The 16,946-nt window shown below is 75.0% G+C and carries 16 protein-coding genes and 2 riboswitches; of the genes, 10 read left to right on the top strand and 6 right to left on the bottom strand.

Annotation, left to right across the window (positions count from 1 at the left end):
- Positions 1-279: 279 nt before the first annotated feature.
- Complete coding sequence (locus tag E1284_RS28355) at positions 280-876, top strand: MerR family transcriptional regulator (protein WP_243714794.1); 597 nt, start codon at positions 280-282, stop codon at positions 874-876.
- Positions 877-879: 3 nt separating this feature from the next.
- Here E1284_RS28355 and E1284_RS28350 read toward each other — a convergent pair whose 3' ends face one another.
- Positions 880-3,471, bottom strand: coding sequence for a lysylphosphatidylglycerol synthase transmembrane domain-containing protein (locus tag E1284_RS28350; protein ID WP_131943209.1), 2,592 nt, complete (start codon positions 3,469-3,471; stop codon positions 880-882).
- Positions 3,472-3,628: 157 nt separating this feature from the next.
- Positions 3,629-3,723: riboswitch (glycine riboswitch) on the top strand.
- Positions 3,724-3,835, top strand: a riboswitch (glycine riboswitch).
- Between the two features lie 59 nt (positions 3,836-3,894).
- Between E1284_RS28350 and gcvP the strand changes: the two genes are divergently transcribed.
- Positions 3,895-6,819, top strand: a complete 2,925-nt coding sequence (gcvP, locus tag E1284_RS28345; RefSeq protein ID WP_131943208.1) for an aminomethyl-transferring glycine dehydrogenase — start codon at positions 3,895-3,897, stop codon at positions 6,817-6,819.
- 122 nt (positions 6,820-6,941) lie between these two features.
- Positions 6,942-8,048, top strand: coding sequence for a tetratricopeptide repeat protein (locus tag E1284_RS28340; protein ID WP_131943207.1), 1,107 nt, complete (start codon positions 6,942-6,944; stop codon positions 8,046-8,048).
- On the opposite strand, the gene E1284_RS28335 is transcribed toward E1284_RS28340, so the two are convergent.
- Positions 8,045-8,470, bottom strand: a complete 426-nt coding sequence (locus tag E1284_RS28335; protein ID WP_131943206.1) for a PPOX class F420-dependent oxidoreductase — start codon at positions 8,468-8,470, stop codon at positions 8,045-8,047. The genes E1284_RS28340 and E1284_RS28335 overlap by 4 nt on opposite strands.
- Before the next feature lie 64 nt (positions 8,471-8,534).
- On the opposite strand from E1284_RS28335, the gene E1284_RS28330 reads away from it, so the two are divergent.
- Positions 8,535-9,131: an alpha/beta hydrolase family protein gene (locus tag E1284_RS28330; protein WP_131943205.1), complete on the top strand. Its 597-nt coding sequence runs from the start codon at positions 8,535-8,537 to the stop codon at positions 9,129-9,131.
- 151 nt (positions 9,132-9,282) lie between these two features.
- Here E1284_RS28330 and E1284_RS28325 read toward each other — a convergent pair whose 3' ends face one another.
- Positions 9,283-9,486, bottom strand: coding sequence for a DUF5999 family protein (locus E1284_RS28325; protein WP_131943204.1), 204 nt, complete (start codon positions 9,484-9,486; stop codon positions 9,283-9,285).
- A gap of 272 nt (positions 9,487-9,758) precedes the next feature.
- Between E1284_RS28325 and E1284_RS28320 the strand changes: the two genes are divergently transcribed.
- Genes E1284_RS28320 through E1284_RS28310 form a run of 3 tightly spaced genes read left to right on the top strand, consistent with a single transcriptional unit; the run spans position 9,759 to position 12,585 of the window.
- The gene (locus E1284_RS28320; RefSeq protein WP_131943203.1) at positions 9,759-10,487 is read left to right on the top strand and encodes a (Fe-S)-binding protein; all 729 of its coding nucleotides are present in this window, start codon (positions 9,759-9,761) and stop codon (positions 10,485-10,487) included.
- A gap of 35 nt (positions 10,488-10,522) precedes the next feature.
- Complete coding sequence (locus tag E1284_RS28315) at positions 10,523-11,932, top strand: lactate utilization protein B (protein ID WP_131943211.1); 1,410 nt, start codon at positions 10,523-10,525, stop codon at positions 11,930-11,932.
- Positions 11,929-12,585 carry a LutC/YkgG family protein gene (locus E1284_RS28310; protein WP_243714793.1) on the top strand — a complete coding sequence of 219 codons (657 nt, stop codon included), beginning with the start codon at positions 11,929-11,931 and terminating at the stop codon, positions 12,583-12,585. Before E1284_RS28315 ends, E1284_RS28310 begins: the two co-directional genes overlap by 4 nt.
- A 36-nt stretch (positions 12,586-12,621) precedes the next feature.
- On the opposite strand, the gene E1284_RS28305 is transcribed toward E1284_RS28310, so the two are convergent.
- Positions 12,622-13,188 (bottom strand): TetR family transcriptional regulator, encoded by a 567-nt coding sequence (locus E1284_RS28305; protein WP_131943202.1) that lies wholly within the window; start codon positions 13,186-13,188, stop codon positions 12,622-12,624.
- 117 nt (positions 13,189-13,305) lie between these two features.
- Between E1284_RS28305 and E1284_RS28300 the strand changes: the two genes are divergently transcribed.
- Positions 13,306-13,722 (top strand): plectin, encoded by a 417-nt coding sequence (locus E1284_RS28300; RefSeq protein WP_131943201.1) that lies wholly within the window; start codon positions 13,306-13,308, stop codon positions 13,720-13,722.
- Positions 13,723-13,904: 182 nt separating this feature from the next.
- Complete coding sequence (locus E1284_RS28295; RefSeq protein ID WP_131943200.1) at positions 13,905-14,603, top strand: maleylpyruvate isomerase N-terminal domain-containing protein; 699 nt, start codon at positions 13,905-13,907, stop codon at positions 14,601-14,603.
- Here the strand turns inward: E1284_RS28295 and E1284_RS28290 are convergent.
- Positions 14,564-15,901 (bottom strand): nitrate/nitrite transporter, encoded by a 1,338-nt coding sequence (locus E1284_RS28290; RefSeq protein ID WP_131943199.1) that lies wholly within the window; start codon positions 15,899-15,901, stop codon positions 14,564-14,566. The two genes, E1284_RS28295 and E1284_RS28290, sit on opposite strands and share 40 nt — an antisense overlap.
- 218 nt (positions 15,902-16,119) lie before the next feature.
- On the opposite strand from E1284_RS28290, the gene E1284_RS28285 reads away from it, so the two are divergent.
- Positions 16,120-16,368: a hypothetical protein gene (locus E1284_RS28285; protein ID WP_131943198.1), complete on the top strand. Its 249-nt coding sequence runs from the start codon at positions 16,120-16,122 to the stop codon at positions 16,366-16,368.
- A 31-nt stretch (positions 16,369-16,399) separates the two neighbouring features.
- On the opposite strand, the gene E1284_RS28280 is transcribed toward E1284_RS28285, so the two are convergent.
- A complete protein-coding gene (locus E1284_RS28280) occupies positions 16,400-16,894 on the bottom strand; it encodes an NUDIX domain-containing protein (protein WP_131943197.1) in 495 nt (164 codons plus the stop codon).
- Between the last annotated feature and the right edge of the window lie 52 nt (positions 16,895-16,946).

The following is a 16,946-nucleotide window of genomic DNA, read 5'->3' as shown; positions in this document are numbered from 1 at the left end:
GTGTTGGGTGCGGGTGGTATTGGGGGAGGGGTGTAATAAATGCGCGCATCGTCCTGGACCTGGTGGTTTTTGGCGGCGGCGCATCGGGGTAGGAGTGCCTAGGTGGCGGAGGTGCGCAGTTTGCCCACGTGAAGCCGGTTCATCCGGGCATGCGACGCGCCGACGGTGAACGTTGACCACACCCTGACCGGCACCTACCGTGCTGGTGGAACACCCGTGGTGTAATTCGTCAAACCCCCTTGACGAACCGCCACGGGATGATAGAAGCCGGAGGTCCGCGTGGCGGTGAGCAGCGGCGAGGGCAAGGCGACCCCCGACAGGCACATGGCGTCCCGCCGTGCCGGAGAGCAGGGGCTGCTCTTCGACACGCAGGTGTCGGTGCCGCCGGAGGATGTCGGCTACCGCGGCCCGACGGCGTGCGCCGCGGCGGGGATCACCTACCGGCAGCTCGACTACTGGGCGCGGACGAAGCTGGTGGAGCCCAGCGTGCGCGCGGCGCAGGGGTCGGGCAGCCAGCGCCTGTACAGTTTCCGCGACATCCTGGTGCTCAAGGTCGTGAAGCGGCTGCTCGACACGGGGGTGTCGCTGCAGCAGATCCGGACGGCCGTGACGCACCTGCGCGACCGCGGTGTGCAGGACCTCGCGCAGATCACGCTGATGAGCGACGGCGTCAGCGTCTACGAGTGCACGTCGGCGGACGAGGTCGTCGACCTGCTGCAGGGCGGGCAGGGCGTGTTCGGCATAGCGCTCGGCCGGGTCTGGCAGGAGGTGGAGGGCAGTCTCGCGGAGCTGCCCGGTGAGCGGGCCGCCGCGGACCCTCCCGAACACCCCCGTGATGAGCTCGCCAACCGGCGGCGCGCGCGCCGCACCGGCTGACGGTCAGAGCGACTCCTTGCGCTGCAGGTAGGTGAACGCCCCCCAGCCGGGCAGCACCGGCAGCCAGAGTGTGAAGAGCCGGTAGAGCAGGACCGCCGAGGTCGCGGTCTCCGCGGACAGGCCCGAGATCGTCAACGCCAGGGTGAGGGCGCCCTCGACGGCCCCCAGGCCGCCCGGCGTCGGCGCGGCGGAACCCACCGCGTTCGCGGTGAGGAAGACCAGGACCACGGTCGTCCACGGCAGCGAGCCGCCGAACGAGCGGATCGACGCGTCCAGGCACAGCACGAAGGCCAGTGTGAGCAGCAGCGTGCCGCCCATGCCCGTGAACAGCTTCCTCGGGGACTGCAGCACGTCCACCAGGCGCGGCACCACGCCCGAGAACATGCTCTTCAGGCGCGAGGTGACGACGCGGCGGACGCGCGGGACCGTCAGCGCCAGGCCAGCCACGAGACCGAGCGCCAGGACGGCGATCACGATCGTGCGGGACGGGGCCAGATCCTGCGTCGCCTTCGTGGAGGATCCGGTGAGGAACCCGAACAGCACCAGCAGCAGGATGTGCGTGACCATCCCGACCAGCTGGGACGCGCCGACGCTCGCCACCGCGAGGGTGGGGCGCACCCCCGAGCGCTGCAGGTAGCGGGTGTTGACGGCCACGCCGCCCACGGCGGCCGGGGCGACGAGCTTCACGAACGACGCGGCGACCTGCACCAGGACCGTCCGGCCCAGCGGCAGGCGCTCCGGGACGAAGCCCATCAGCATGAGCGCCGCCGCGACATAGCTCAGCGCGGCCGCGCCGAGGGCCGCGGCGACCCAGTGCCAGCTCGCCGTGGCCGCCAGGTAGCCGACGTCCAGGCTCGTCACCTGCGGGATGACGATGTAGGCGGCGAACGAGAGGGCCACCACGCTGAAGATCGTCCGGGGGCGGAACCGCTCCAGCCGGGCCGGCGCCGCCTCCACCTCCGGCTTCAGCCGGACGATCTGCTCCCGGATCCGGGTGAGCGGCTCCCGGTCGCGGCGCAGCGCCTGCCGCGTCGCCCGGGACAGCGCGACCCGCTGCAGCAGCGGCACCGCGGCGCCGAGGGCCTCCTCGCCCAGCACGGCCGCGGCGGTCCGCACCGCCCGCTCCGGCCCGGTCCGCAGCGCCAGCGTGGTGAGGAGCTGCGCCAGGTCGAGCCGCAGCGCGAGGTCGCCCGCCGCCGTCTCGCCGGCGCGCAGGTCGGTGACGTAGGCGAGGCCGTCCTCGCCGATCAGCAGCGCGCCGCCCTCCAGCCGCCGGTGCGCGAGCCGCCCCGCCTGCAGCGACCGGAACTGCCGCCAGACGTCGGTCAGCACATCGTCGGTGATCTCCTCGTCCGGGACGTCGCCGAGCCGCCGCCCCGGCACGCGCTCGTAGGCCAGCAGCGCCGCCTCCGTGCCGACCTCGCAGGTGCCGATGAGCCGCGGCGTGCGGACGCCCGCCGCGTCCACCGCGTAGGCCATCAGCGACTCCTGCTCCAGCGACCGGCGCAGCGACCGCAGCGTCCGCCCGGTCGTGGTGGCGCGCAGCCGCAGCAGCCGCCAGATCCGGTACAGCAGCCCGGCGGTCTGCTGGTCGCGGTCCAGGACGCGGACCTCCAGGTCCCAGTCGCCGTGGGCGCCGCGGCCGAGCGGAGGGCGGGGGCCGTACCCGGCGGCGGCGCCCGCGGCCAGGACGACGCCGTAGCGGCGGCCGTCCTCGGTGTCGTCGGACGGCTCGTCCAGCCGCGCGCCCCGCTTCGGCCGCAGCCCGAGCCGCTCCAGCGACGCGACGACCGCCGCCCCCGTCGGGCGCGGGTTCGGGGTGCCGACGGCGTACAGGGTGCCGTGGCCGATGGCGCGGCCGAGGAGGTAGGTGGCCGCGAGCGCGGCGACGGAGGCGTAGGAGGCGGTCAGCCCGGTCAGCGCGGCCAGCCCGATCATGGTCCAGGTCGCGGCCTGCCAGCGGGCGCGGCCCGCCATCCCGACCGCGCTGACGAACGCGATGACCGGCGCGATGTCGGTGTGCACGGGCGCGGTCTCGGTGCCGCCCCAGATCAGCGAGTCGAGGACGCCGCCGGGCGCCGCCCGCACCACCAGGTCGTCCAGCCCGACCGTGATGCCGAACGCGATCACGGCGGCCAGCAGCGCGATCGCGACCCGCGTGCCGTCCTTGTGGAACAGCCGCTCGACCGCGAACGCGATCGGCACCGCCAGCACCCCGAAGCTGGACACCAGCGTCGCCAGCGTCAGCAGCAGCCGCGGCGCGTGCGCGGTGCCCTGCGCGATGTCGGTCTGCAGGCCGTGCGTGGTCTGCTGCGCGATCGACACCAGCAGCATCACCGCGGCCAGCCCCACGACCGAGCCGGCGAACCTGATCGCGTCGGCGGGCCGCCGGATCCGGTCCGGCTGGGCGGGCTCGTCGACGGGCACGCCGGCGGTCGCGCCGTGCCGCGGGCGCACCGTGTCGTCGCGGGTCTGTGTCACGCCGTACCGCCGCCCCGACCGTCCGTCATCGTGATCAGCGTCCCAGAAGCGGCGGCGCGCCGTCGAGTGCCGGGCCGGCGTCCGGCCGGTCGCGCGTGCACCCCGCAGCCCCATCTCCGCCCCCGTGGCCCGAGGTCCGTCTTGTCCCAGGTGAGTGTGCACATCGTACCGGCCGGTACGACCCGGGGGACGGTGGCGGCGGCACCCGTGTCCGGGGCGGAACGACGGCCGGGAGCCGGCTTTGGGTAGGGTTTCGCCTAGGACATGCCGTCGACCCTGTGCGGGAGAGACCCCACGCGGCCAGCGTGGGGCGCCGAAGGGGCAACCTCCCCGGAACCTCTCAGGCAAAAGGACCGCTCGGGCGAGGCACCTCTGGAAAGCAGGCGTCGATCCCCGCAGCCGGGGAAGGGCGGCTCACCGAAGGGGAAACCCCGCCGCGCGGGTGAAGCTCTCAGGTGCCGATGACAGAGGGGGAGACCTGCCGCCGGCCCGCGCCGGCGGCGGACCTGAGCGACCGCAGCAGCCAGGAGGCCCTCCATGACCGCCCAGTTCTTCGCGCCCGTGGCCGCGCCGCAGCATCCGCGTTCGGCGTTCGCCGACCGGCACATCGGCCCCGGCCCGGACGAGCAGGCCCGGATGCTGGCCGCCATCGGCTACTCCGGCGCCGAGGCGCTGATCGACGCCGCGGTCCCCGCCGCGATCCGCACCGCCCGCCCGCTCGGCCTGCCGCCCGCGCTGAGCGAGACCGCGGCACTGGACCGGCTCCGCGAGCTGGCGTCCCGCAACACCGTGCTGACGTCCATGATCGGGCTCGGCTACCACGGGACGACCACCCCCGGCGTGATCATGCGGAACGTCCTGGAGAACCCCGGCTGGTACACCGCCTACACGCCCTACCAGCCGGAGATCTCGCAGGGCCGGCTCGAGGCGCTGCTGAACTTCCAGACCGTGGTCGCCGACCTGACGGGGCTGCCCGTCGCGAACGCCTCCATGCTGGACGAGGGGACCGCCGCCGCCGAGGGGATGGCCCTCGCGCACCGCGTGTCCAGGCGCAGGGAGCCGGGGACGTTCCTCGTCGACGCCGACACGCTGCCGCAGACGATCGAGGTCGTCCGGACCCGCGCGGTCCCGCTCGGCATCGAGGTGGTCACCGCCGACCTGTCCGGCGGGCTGCCGGACGGCGACTTCTTCGGCGTGCTGCTGCAGTACCCGGGCGCGTCCGGGGCCGTCCGCGACCTGGCGCCGGTCATCGCGCAGGCGCACGAGCGCGGCGCCAAGGCGGTCGTGGCCGCGGACCTGCTCGCGCTGACGCTGCTGCGCCCGCCGGGGGAGTCCGGCGCCGACATCGCCGTGGGGTCCGCGCAGCGGTTCGGCGTCCCCTACGGGTTCGGCGGCCCGCACGCCGGCTACATGGCGGTCGGCGAGGGCATCCAGCGCCAGCTGCCCGGACGGCTCGTCGGAGTGTCGGTCGACGCGGACGGCGCCACCGCCTACCGGCTGGCGCTGCAGACCCGCGAGCAGCACATCCGCCGCGAGAAGGCCACCAGCAACATCTGCACCGCCCAGGTGCTCCTCGCCGTGATGGCGAGCATGTACGCGGTGTACCACGGCCCCGAGGGGCTGGCCGCGATCGCGCAGCGCGCGCACCGCCGCGCCGCCGAGATCGCCGCGGGGCTGCGCGCCGCCGGCGTGGAGGTCGTGCACGGCGCGTTCTTCGACACCGTCCTCGCCCGCGTGCCCGGCCGGGCCGCCGAGGTCGTCGCCGCCGCCCGCGAGCGCGGGATCAACCTGCGCCCGGACGGCCCCGACCGGGTCGGGATCGCCTGCGACGAGACCACGCTGCCCGAGCACGTCACCGCCGTCCTGGAGGCGTTCGGCGCCGCCCCCGCCGAGTCCGCCGCCGAGGCGATCCCGGACGCGCTGCGCCGGGAGAGCCCCTACCTGACCCACCCCGTCTTCCACGCGCACCGCTCCGAGACCGCGATGCTGCGCTACCTGCGCCGCCTCCAGGACAAGGACGTCGCGCTCGACCGCTCCATGATCCCGCTCGGCTCCTGCACGATGAAGCTGAACGCGACCGCCGAAATGGAGCCGATCACCTGGCCGGAGTTCGCGAACGTCCACCCGTTCGCGCCGATCGACCAGGCCGCCGGCTACGTCGAGCTGATCGGCGAGCTGGAGGACGCGCTCGCCGAGATCACCGGATACGCGAGGGTCTCCGTCCAGCCGAACGCGGGCTCCCAGGGCGAACTCGCCGGGCTGCTGGCGATCCGCGGCTACCACGCCTCCCGGGGCGAGGAGCACCGCGACGTCTGCCTGATCCCCTCCTCGGCGCACGGCACCAACGCCGCCAGCGCCGTCATGGCGGGCATGCGCGTCGTCGTCGTGGCGTGCGACGAGCGCGGCAACGTCGCGCTCGACGACCTGCACGCCAAGATCGGCGAGCACCGCGACCGGCTCGCCGCGATCATGGTGACGTACCCGTCCACGCACGGCGTCTTCGAGGAGACGATCACCGACGTGTGCGCGGCGGTGCACGAGGCCGGCGGCCAGGTGTACGTGGACGGCGCCAACCTCAACGCCCTCGTCGGGCTGGCCCGCCCGGGCGAGTTCGGCTCGGACGTCTCGCACCTCAACCTGCACAAGACGTTCTGCATCCCGCACGGCGGCGGCGGCCCCGGCGTCGGCCCGATCGGCGTCCGCGAGCACCTCGCCCCGTTCCTGCCGAACCACCCGCTGCGCGCCGAGGCGGGGGCGCCGAGCGGAGCGAGTCCGTTGGATGGCGGGGGGTGGGGGCTGGAGGACGGTCCGGACACCGGCGTCGGCCCGGTCTCCGCGGCGCCGTGGGGCTCGGCGGGCATCCTGCCGATCTCCTGGGCCTACATCGCGATGATGGGCCCGGACGGACTGCGCGCCGCCACCGAGGGCGCGATCATCGGCGCCAACTACCTCGCCGCCCGGCTCGCCCCGCACTACCCGATCCTCTACACCGGCCGGAACGGCCTCGTCGCGCACGAGTGCATCGCCGACCTCCGCAAGATCACCAAGGAGACGGGGATCACCGCCGAGGACGTCGCCAAGCGCCTCATCGACTACGGTTTCCACGCCCCGACCCTGTCCTTCCCGGTGGCCGGCACGCTGATGATCGAGCCCACCGAGTCCGAGGACCTCGCCGAGCTCGACCGCTTCTGCGACGCCATGATCGAGATCCGCCGGGAGATCCAGCGGGTCGCCGACGGCGGCTACGACCGCGAGGACAACCCGCTGAAGAACGCCCCGCACACGGCCGCCTGCCTGATCTCCGACGACTGGAAGCACGCCTACACGCGCGACGAGGCGGCCTACCCCCTCCCGTCCCTGCGCGAGGACAAGTACTGGCCCCCGGTCCGCCGCATCGACCAGGCCTACGGCGACCGCAACCTGGTCTGCTCCTGCCCGCCCCCGGAGGCCTTCGAGGACTGACGGAGCCGCCCCTGGGCGAATTCGTGATCTTGATGGGGGTTCGTCGTGTCGTCGCGGGACGCGGCGGGGGCGGGTCGCTAGTCTCGGTGCGGAGTTGTCGGAGCCGCAGAGGGCAGAGGCCGATGAGCGAGTTGCCGGACGAGACGTCCGACCCGGCGCAGATGTGCGAGGAGGCCCGCGACCTCGCCGAGAACGGCGAGGCCGGGCGGGCGGCGCTGCTGTTCGAGAAGGTGCTCGCCATGGGCGAGACGCCCTGCCGGGCGCGGGCGGCGCTCGGGCTCGCCGTCGTCCTGGACGACGCCGGGGAGGTGGCCCGGGCCCGGGAGGCGGACGCGGTCGCGATCGCCACCGGCGACCCCGAGTACGGGCCGCGCGCGGCCTACCATCTGGCGCTCACGCACGAGCGGGCCGGGGAGCCCGAGCGGGCGGCGTCCGCCTGGGGCGCGGTCGTCGACTTCGGCAACGCCGCCTACCTGCCGCCCGCCCACCTGGCGCTCGCCCGGATCGCCGACGACGCCGGCGACTTCGACGCGGCGCGGGAGCACTGGGAGGCGGCGGTCGGGACGGGCGACGCCGAGTACGGGCCGCTCGCCGCGCACGACCTCGCCCAGCGGCTGCTGGAGCGCGGCGACCCGGCGCGGGCCCAGCGGGTCCTGGCGGCGGGGCTCCGGCTGGTCGACCGGGCCGCCGCGCCGCACGCGTACGCGCGGCTCGCCGTCGCGCTCGGCATCTCCTACCTCGACCAGGCGATCGGCGCGTTCGGCGCGGCGCTGGCGGCCGAGCCGCCGGATCCGGAGGCCGGGCCGCTGGCGACCGAGCTGCTGGCGCGGACGCTGCCGCTGCGCGGACGCGGCGCGGAGGCGGGCGAGGTGTGGCGCCGCGGGCTGGCCGACCCGGGCATCGCGCCGCAGGTGCGGGCGCGGATCCGCCGCGACTTCGGCGAGGAGGACGGCGAGGCCGACCTGTGGTGGGAGCCGGTCGTCGAGCAGGCCGTGTCGGACGGGACGCTGCCCGCGCTCGCCGGGGAGGCGTTCGGCGCCCTCGACCACATGTACGCGCTGCTCGCCGTCCGGTACGCCGAGCACCGCGCGGACGACGCCCACGAGGTGCTCGGCGGCGCGGTGCGGGTCCCGAGCGGCTACCTGTGGGGGCCGCTGCTGCACGAGAGCTTCGCCGAGCGGTTCCGGCTGGCGATGGGCACGCCCGTCCCCGGCTGGCCGGACGCCTAGTCGGCGATGGCGCGCTCGGCGACCACCCGGGTGATGCGGGCGCGGACGAGGTACTCGGTGGGGACGGCGTTGCGCGCCCCGAACTCCTCGGCGCGGTCGGCGCCCATGTAGCGGCCGCCGATCGCGGTCGCCCAGCGGCGCATCTCGTCCAGGTCCTCCACGAGGGCGGCCTCCGCCTGGATCTGCACGTACGAGTAGGGCGGGGCCTGGTCGTCCACGCAGACCGACAGGCGCGGGTCGCGGGCCAGGACGCGGCCCTTGACGCTGTGGCGGCTCGTGTTGAACAGCAGGTCGCCGCCGTCGAGGACGAACCAGATCGGCGTGACGTGCGGGGAGCCGTCCTTGCGGATGACGCCCGCCTTGCCGGTGCGGGTGCCCTCCATGACGAACGCGCGCCATTCACTCTCCGTCATCTTCTCCATGCGGCCAGTCTGCCGCAGAGATCACCGGACGGGGCCGCTACGGTGGGCGCATGGAGGGGGGCGCATGGATGTCCTGACGGCGCACGGGCCGGCCGAGGTGACGCTCGACGAGACCGCCGATCCGGCGTTCCTGCTGGTCCTGACGCACGGATCGAACGGGAGCGTGGACGCGCCCGACCTGCTCGCCGTCCGGGAGACCGCGCTCGGGCTCGGCGGCGCCGTCGCGCGGGTGACGCAGCCGTTCCGGTACGCGGGCCGGCGGGCGCCCGGCTCGCCGGCCAAGCAGGACGAGGCGTGGCTGGAGATCGTCGGCCTGGTGCGGGGGAGGTTCGCGGACGTCCCGCTCGTGCAGGGCGGGCGCAGCAACGGCGCGCGGGTGGCGTGCCGCACCGCGGCGGCGGCCGGGGCGGCGGGCGTGCTGGCGCTGGCGTTCCCGCTGCACCCGCCGGGCAGGCCGGAGAAGACGCGGGTGGGCGAACTGCGCTCGGCGGGGGTGGAGGTCCTCGTCGTCAACGGCGACCGCGACCCCTTCGGCGTGCCGGACGAGGCGGACGCCGCCCACGTGGTGGTGCTGGCGGGGGAGCGGCACGACCTCGACAAGGACCCGGCCGCGGTCGGCCGGGCGGCGGAGCCGTGGCTGCGCAAGTGGGCGGCGCGCTGACCGGCCCCGGACATGCGAACGGCCCGTCCGCGCGGACGGGCCGGGAGCGGTGGGTCGCTCCGGGCCCGGTGCGGGCCCGGAGGTCAAGGGCAGGGTGGGCAGTGCCCCCGAGGATGATCACCCGTTCGAACTAGTCCCCCGTGGAGACCGCTCAAGCGGCGGACGGCGCCTGCAGGTCCGTCGGCCGGTGCGGTGCGATGACTCCCCCGTCGGGCAGCAGCTCACCGGTGTCCTCGAAGAGCACGACGCCGTTGCACAGCAGGCTCCACCCCTGCTCGGGGTGGGCGGCCAGCGTCCGGGCGGCGTCGCGGTCGGGTGCGTCGTGCGAGGGACAGGGCGGCTGGTGCGGGCACATGGTGTGCCTCCGGTCTCAACTACTGGTCGGTCGTGGCTTTCCTTTAATGACGCACCCCAGTGTGAAGTGGTTCGCGCCCATCGGCTATAGCCCGTTGGGACGGTTGTCCATTGGTACGGGAGTACCGGGCGGATGTGACCGCCCTCACTCCGAGGTGCCAGGCATAGGGTCCCTCCCGCGCGATAACGGACGGAGAACGACACGCCGACGGGCCGCAAACCCCCTACGATGTCGCTCGGGGAACGCCTCAGGGCGTAGGGGGAGTGAGGCCGATGCGGGTCGCGTTGTCCGTCGCGTGCTTCGATGACGCGCTGTTCCCCGATGCGGGGAGGGCCGTGACCGTCCTTTTGGAACGTCTCGGCCATGACGTGGTATTCCCATCGGGGCAGACGTGCTGCGGGCAGATCCACTGGTCGGCGGGCTACCACCGCGAGGCCGCCGATCTGGCCCGCGCGTACACGGCGGCGTTCGCGGGCGGCGACGTCGTGGTCGCGACGTCGGCGTCGTGCGCCGCCGCCGTCCGGGACGCCTATCCGCGGCTCGCGCGGGCGGCCCGCGACCCCGGCCTGGCCCGCGCCGCCGAGGGCCTCGCCGTCTACGAGCTCACCGAGTTCCTCGTGGACGTCCTCGGGGTCACCGATGTCGGCGCCTACTTCCCGCACCGGGTCACCTACCACCCGTCCTGCCAGTCGCTGCGGACGCTGAAGGCGGGCGACCGGCCGCTGCGGCTGCTGCGCGCCGTGCAGGGCATCGACCTGGTGGAGCTGCCCAACGCCGAGGAGTGCTGCGGGTTCGGCGGGGCGTTCGCGATGAAGAACGCGGACGTGTCGGTCGCGATGGTCGCCGACAAGGTCAGGCACATCCGCGGCACGGGCGCGGACGTGGTGTGCGCGGTCGACGACTCCTGCCTCGCGCACATCGGCGGGGCGCTGTCGCGGCTGCGCGCCGGCGTCCGCACCATGCACCTGGCCGAGATCCTCGCCTCGGCGGGCCCGTCGTGACCGGGGCGCCGCGGGGCGGGCCGGTCCCGCTGCCGATGCCGAAGTTCGCCGCCGCGGCCCGGCCCGCGCTGGCCGATACCGGCCTGCGCCGCAACCTGCGCGGCGCGACCGCGGTGCTGCGCGAGCGGACGGCCGCCGCGTCCGGGGAGCCCGCCGACTGGGAGGAGCTGCGCGAGGCCGGCCGCGCCATCGGGGAGGCGGCGCTCCGCGACCTCGACGTGCACCTGGAGGAGCTGGAGCGGGCCGTCACCGAGGCCGGCGGCACCGTGCACTGGGCGGTGGACGCCGCCGAGGCGCGCCGGGTCGTCACCGGGCTGGTGCGGGCGGCCGGGGCGGCGGAGGTCGTGAAGGCGGCGTCGCTGGCGGTCCGGGAGATCGGCGTGGACGACGCGCTGGCCCGCATGGGAGTGGCGGTCCGCGAGACGGCGCTCGCCGACCTGGTCGCCCGGCTCGGCGAGGACGAGCCGTCCCATCTGCTGTCCGCGGCCGCGCACCGCGACCGCGCGCAGATCAGGGAGCTGTTCCGGCGCGCGATGCCCGCCGCCGGAGCCGATCTGCCCGACGAGCCGGAGGCCCTGGCCGCGGCGGCCCGCGCGCACCTGCGGGAGCCGTTCCTGCGCGCCGGCGTCGCGATCACCGGTGCGAACTTCCTGGTGGCCGAGAGCGGCACGGCCGTGGTGGTGGAGTCGGAGGGCAACGCGCGGATGTGCGTGACGCTGCCGGAGACGCTGATCTGCGTCGCCGGTATCGACAAGGTCGTCCCGACATGGGATGACATGGAGGTGTTCCTCCAGCTGCTGCCGCGGTCGTCGACCGGTGACCGGATGACGCCGTACGTCTCGTCCTGGACGGGCGTCACGCCGGGCGACGGGCCGCGCGCGTTCCACCTCGTCCTGCTCGACAACGGCCGCACCAGGGCGCTCGCCGACGAGGTCGGCCGCGCCGCGCTGCGCTGCATCGGCTGCTCGGCCTGCCTGAACGTCTGCCCCGTCTACGAGCGCACGGGCGGCGGCCCGTACGGGCCGGTCCATCCGGGGCCGATCGGCGCGATCCTCACCCCGCAGCTGCGCGGTGTGGAGAGCGCGGCGGCGGCGTCGCTGCCGTACGCTTCGACGCTCTGCGGCGCCTGCGCCGACGTCTGCCCGGTCAAGATCGACATCCCGGACGTGCTGGTCCACCTGCGCGGCAAGGTCGTGGAGTCGCGCCGCCGGCGGCCCGTCCCGACACCGGAGATGGTGCTGATGCGCGGCCTGGCCTGGACGATGGGCGACCCGCGCCGGCACGAGGCCGCGGTGCGCAGCGGCACCCGGTGGGCGCGCCTGCTGTCGCGCGGCGGGCGGATCCGCCGGCTGCCCGGCCTGCTCGGCACGTGGACCGAGGCCCGCGACCTGCCGGCGCCGCCCGCGCAGACCTTCCGCGCCTGGTGGCACGGGAGGCGGCGGTGAGCGGGCGGGAGGAGATGCTGCGGCGGGTGCGGGAGGCGCTCGGCGGTGCGCGGGGCGCGCGCCCGCCGGTCCCGCGCGGCTACGCGCGCCGGCTGCCGGAGGCCGAGGCGGCGACGCGGGCGGACGTCGTCGCCCTGTTCACCGAGCGGGTCGCCGACAACCGGGCCGCCGTGCGGCACGTCGGCGCGGACGAGCTCGGCACCGCGGTGGCCGCCGCGCTGTGGGCGCGGGAGGCCAAGCAGATCGCCGTCCCGGCGGACCTGCCGTACGGGTGGCTCGCCGAGCTGGACGGCGTCCGCGCCCTGGCCGACACTCCGCCCCTGGACGCCGGCGCCCTCGCCGGCGTGGACGCCGTGGTGACCGGGTGCGCGGCGGCGATCGCGCAGACGGGCACGGTCGTCCTGGACGGCGGCCGGGGGCAGGGCAGGCGGGCGCTGACGCTCGTGCCCGGCTTCCACCTGTGCGTGGTGCACGCCGACCAGATCGTCGGAACGGTCCCGGAGGCGGTCACGCGGCTGGACCCGGCGCGGCCGCTCACCTGGATCAGCGGCCCGTCGGCGACCCACGGCATCGAGATGCGCAGGGTCGAGGGCGTCCACGGCCCGCGCCATCTGGAGGTCCTCGTCGTCGAGGACGGGCTCCTGGCGCCCTGACCGGCGCGCCGGCGTCCGCCGCCGGGCGGCCGCGGGTCAGCGGACGCCGGCGATGACGAGGTCGAGGCCGGCGGTGAACCGGGCGTCCCAGTCGACGGCGCGGTCGGCGCCGTCCTCGTCGGTGCCGCGCGCCTCCAGGGCGGTGTGGCCGATCACGTAGGCGAGCAGGGTGTGCGCGGCGACGGCGGCGGCGGCCTCGCCGACGCCGCCGCGCCGCATGACCTCGCGCAGCGAGGCGACGGTGGTGGTGAGCGCCGCGGGGTTGCGGCGCGTGACGACCAGGGGCAGGACCCCGGCGTGCGCCATCAGCCGGCCCCGGTAGTCGCCGGCCCAGCCGCGCAGGACGTCCTGCCAGCGCCGCGACGGCGCGTCGGCGGCGGGCGCGGAGGCGACGTGCGCGACGAGGCCGTCGAGGAGCTGCTCCTTGCCGCGGGGGAGGTGGTGGTAGATCGCCATCGCCTCGACCTCCAGGGCGTCCCCGAGGCGGCGCATCGTGAGGCGGCCGAGTCCCTGGCCGTCCACGATGTGCAGGGCCGCCTCGATGATCCGCTCGGTGGACAGCGGCGCGCGGTGCTGGGCGTTGATGCTGGGCTGCCGGACCATGAGAACTGACCTTACTGCGTAAAGGGCCGATGCCGGGTGTCCGCCGCCACGACACGCCGGAACCCCGCGTACGCTTACCCTCGACCGGACAGTGCCGACCGTCGAGGGAGTACCACCATGCCGCTGGGCCGCCGTGTGAGCAAGGACGTCGCGGAGCCGTACGAGGCCGACCAGCGGCTGGCCGCCGAGTACGAGGACCGGCTCGCGGCGGCCGGCGACGCCGAGCGGGCGCTGCGGGACGCGCAGTCCGCCGACGCGCCCCTGCCGGAGCTGCGGGCGCTGACCACCGCGTTCGACCGGGCGATGACGGCGGTGCTCGCCGCCGCCGAGGCGTCCGAGCGGGTCGCGATGGGCCCGAAGGTCTACGCGGTCGACACCCAGGACGCCAAGACCCGCCGCACCGCCGAGATCGCCTACCGCAAGGCCAAGGCGCGCCCGGCCGTGCGCCCGTGGACCGACGAGGTCGACCGCCTGCGCACGGCCCGCGAGGCGCACCGCCTCAGCTTCAAGACGGTGCCGTCCGCGCTCGGCTGAGCCGTTTCCGGGACGTGTGGCGACACAGCGTCACCGGGTGGCACCGGCCACCGAACTTTGAAAGTCTGCCCTCTCGGGGAACGCCGGGGGAGTCCCACCGCACGTCGCGGGGTCGATGACGTGCGCGCGGACGCGCCCCGGCGGAGAGGGCACACGGTGCTCTGGACGTTGGGGGATGTCACGTGGAGCGCACGCCGCCTGACCGGGGCCGCGTACTCGAGTCCTACCAGGACGGGGTGAAGGCGATCCGCGCGCTGGCGGAGCGCGTGGGCGACTGGGACGTGCCGACGCCCTGCGCCGACTGGCGGCTGATCGATCTCGCCGGGCATCTGCGGTGCGTCGCGGAGAACTTCCTGGAGTACCTCCAGGACGCGCCCGACAGCCGGCTCGCGACGCTGTTCGCGCAGGACGCGGCGACGGCGGTGCTGATCCGGCAGCAGGCGCGGCAGAACGCGGCCGAGCTCGCGGTGCTGCCGCGCGAGCCCGGCCCCGACCGGATCATGGCGTTCGGGGTGTCGGCCGGCGCGTACGCCGACCTGATGCCGGACATGTGGGACCGGACGCACCTGATCTACCGGGGCACCAAGTACACGGTCGGCGACCACGCGGGCGCGGCGTGCGTGGAGTGGCACCTGCACGCCTGGGACATGGCCCGCGCGGCCGGCGAGGACTACCGTCCGCGCGATCCCGACCTGCTGGTGTCGGCGTGGCACTGGGGCGTCCCGCACCTGCCGCTCGCCGCCGGCGACCCGTGGGAGGCGGTGCTGCGCTCGTCGGGCCGGTCGCCGCGCTGGCCCGAGCGCGACGACCGGCCGGGGCGGGCGCGGCGGCGGGCCGCCCGTCAGACCCCCTCCAGCCTGCCCGGGCGGGGCCGCAGGTAGACCGCCCAGGTGAGGACGCAGCACACGGCGTAGAAGGCGATGAACGCCAGGTAGGCGCCGTCGCCGGTCCCGGCGGCCAGGAACGACTGCCGGAAGGCGATGTTGACCAGGACGCCGCCGGACGCGCCGACGGCGCCCGCGATGCCGATCAGCGCCCCGGACAGCCGGCGCGCCTCGTCCTCGGGGGCCTTGGCCCGGAAGATGGCGGGGATCATCTTGTACGTGGAGCCGTTGCCGACGCCGCTGCACGCGAACAGCAGGACGAAGCCGGTGAGGAACAGCGCCAGCGATCCGCGCTGCGACGCGGCCAGCACCAGGCCGGCGGACGCGGCCATCGCGACGAACGTCCAGAAGGTGACGGCGGCGCCGCCGAGCCGGTCGGCGAGCCGGCCGCCGGCCGGGCGGATCAGCGACCCGACCGCGGGGCCGAGGAAGGTCAGGCAGGCCGCCTCGGCCGGGGTGCCGAAGTCGTCGGCGAACTGGATCTGCAGGACCTGCCCGAACGCGAAGCCGAACCCGATGAACGATCCGAAGGTGCCGATGTAGAGCACCGACATGATCCAGGTGTGGGCGTCGCGGCACACGTCCCGCATCGCGCGCCGGTCGTTGCGGGCCCGCGCCAGGTTGTCCATGCGGAACCAGGCGGCGAGTGCGGCGAGGACGATCAGCGGGATGTAGATTCCGGCGAGCAGGCGGGGGTGGTCGGCGCCGGCGGTGGCGAGGACGAGCAGCCCGGCGAGCTGGACGGCGGCGACGCCGAGGTTGCCGCCGCCGGCGTTGACGCCGAGCGCCCAGCCCTTGAGCCGCTGCGGGTAGTACGCGTTGATGTTGGCCATCGAGGACGCGAAGTTGCCGCCGCCGACGCCGGCGACGGCCGCGAGGACCAGCAGCGTGGTGAACGAGACGCCGGGCTCGATCAGGGTCGCGGCGAGGACCGCCGGGACGAGCAGCAGGGCCGCGCTGAAGACGGTCCAGTTGCGGCCGCCGAACCGGGCGACGGCGAGCGTGTAGGGGATGCGCAGCGCCGCGCCGACGAGGGCGGGGACGGCGGTGAGGGTGAACTTGCCGGCCGGGTCGATGCCGTAGGCGGGCCCGAGGAACAGCACGAGGACCGACCAGAGCGTCCACACCGAGAACCCGATGTGCTCGGCGAAGATCGACAGGACCAGGTTGCGGCGGGCGGTCCGGGCGCCGCGGGCCGTCCAGAAGGCGGGGTCCTCGGGCCGCCAGTCCTCGATCCAGCGGCCCTTCGGCGGGCGGGTGCGGTCCCCGCGCGGGGCTCGGGTGGTGACGGTCATCGGTGCTCTCCCGGGTCGGTTCGGAAGACCGAACGTAGGAGCGCGAGGTTTCGGGCGCGTGTGACGGGTCGTACGCGGGTGCTAACTCCGCCGCACCGCGCGTCCCCGCCGGTGGTGAGGCGGCGGGAGACGCAACGGGCGCGGCGGCGGGTGGTAGATGCGCGCCGCGCCGGGTAGGCAGGTGGTCGCGAGGCGGCGGGGGAACGGAGACAGGACCGATGGCGACCTGTGAGGTCTGCGGCAACGACTATGCGATGGCCTTCGAGGTGCACGCGCAGGGCGAGGTGCACACGTTCGACTCGTTCGAGTGCGCGGTGCACCGGATGGCACCGATCTGCGAGCACTGCCAGTGCCGCATCCTGGGCCACGGTGTGGAGGTGAGCGGGCACTTCTACTGCTGCGCGCACTGCGCCCGGGCCGTCGACCCGGAGGGCGCCCGCCAGATCCAGGACGCGGTCCCGGTCTGACCCCGGCTCAGCGGCCGGTCCGGGGCGCGGGTCAGGCGCGGCGCGCGCCGAAGGGCTGCTCGCGGCCGTCCTCGAGGTAGACGGCGCGGCCGTCGGCCATGGCCCGCAGGCTGGGGTCCATCCGGCGGGAGACGTGCGGCGGCGCCAGCTCGGGGATCTTCTCCGGCGCGACCAGGACGTGGTCGGACAGCTCCTCGGGCGGCAGCCGGATCGCGGCGATCTCCGCGCCGGTGATGGTGCCGCCGAAGACGAACACGTTGACGGCGTCGACCCCGTCGTCGCGCGGGGAGCCCCAGTCGACGCAGGCCAGGCCGTCCAGGCGGGGGACGAGGCCGAGTTCCTCCTCGCACTCGCGCAGGCAGGCCGACAGCGGGGACTCGTCGGCCTCGATGACCCCGCCGGGGAGATACCAGCCCTCGCTGTAGGTGGGCTTGACCAGCAGGACCCGCCCGAGGTCGTCCAGCAGCAGGGCCGCCGCGGCGCCGCGGGCGCGCGGCAGTGAGGCGTAGTAAGCAAGGTCGGGCATGTACCGAGGTTAGGCGTGATCACTGCGGGGCGGTCGGGGCGGGGGCGGACGC

Origin of the sequence: Actinomadura bangladeshensis, from assembly GCF_004348335.1 — a bacterium.
Lineage (GTDB): Bacteria > Actinomycetota > Actinomycetes > Streptosporangiales > Streptosporangiaceae > Spirillospora > Spirillospora bangladeshensis.
Note: the sequence above shows the minus strand (reverse complement) of the source record. Positions and strands in the feature narration are given on the sequence as shown.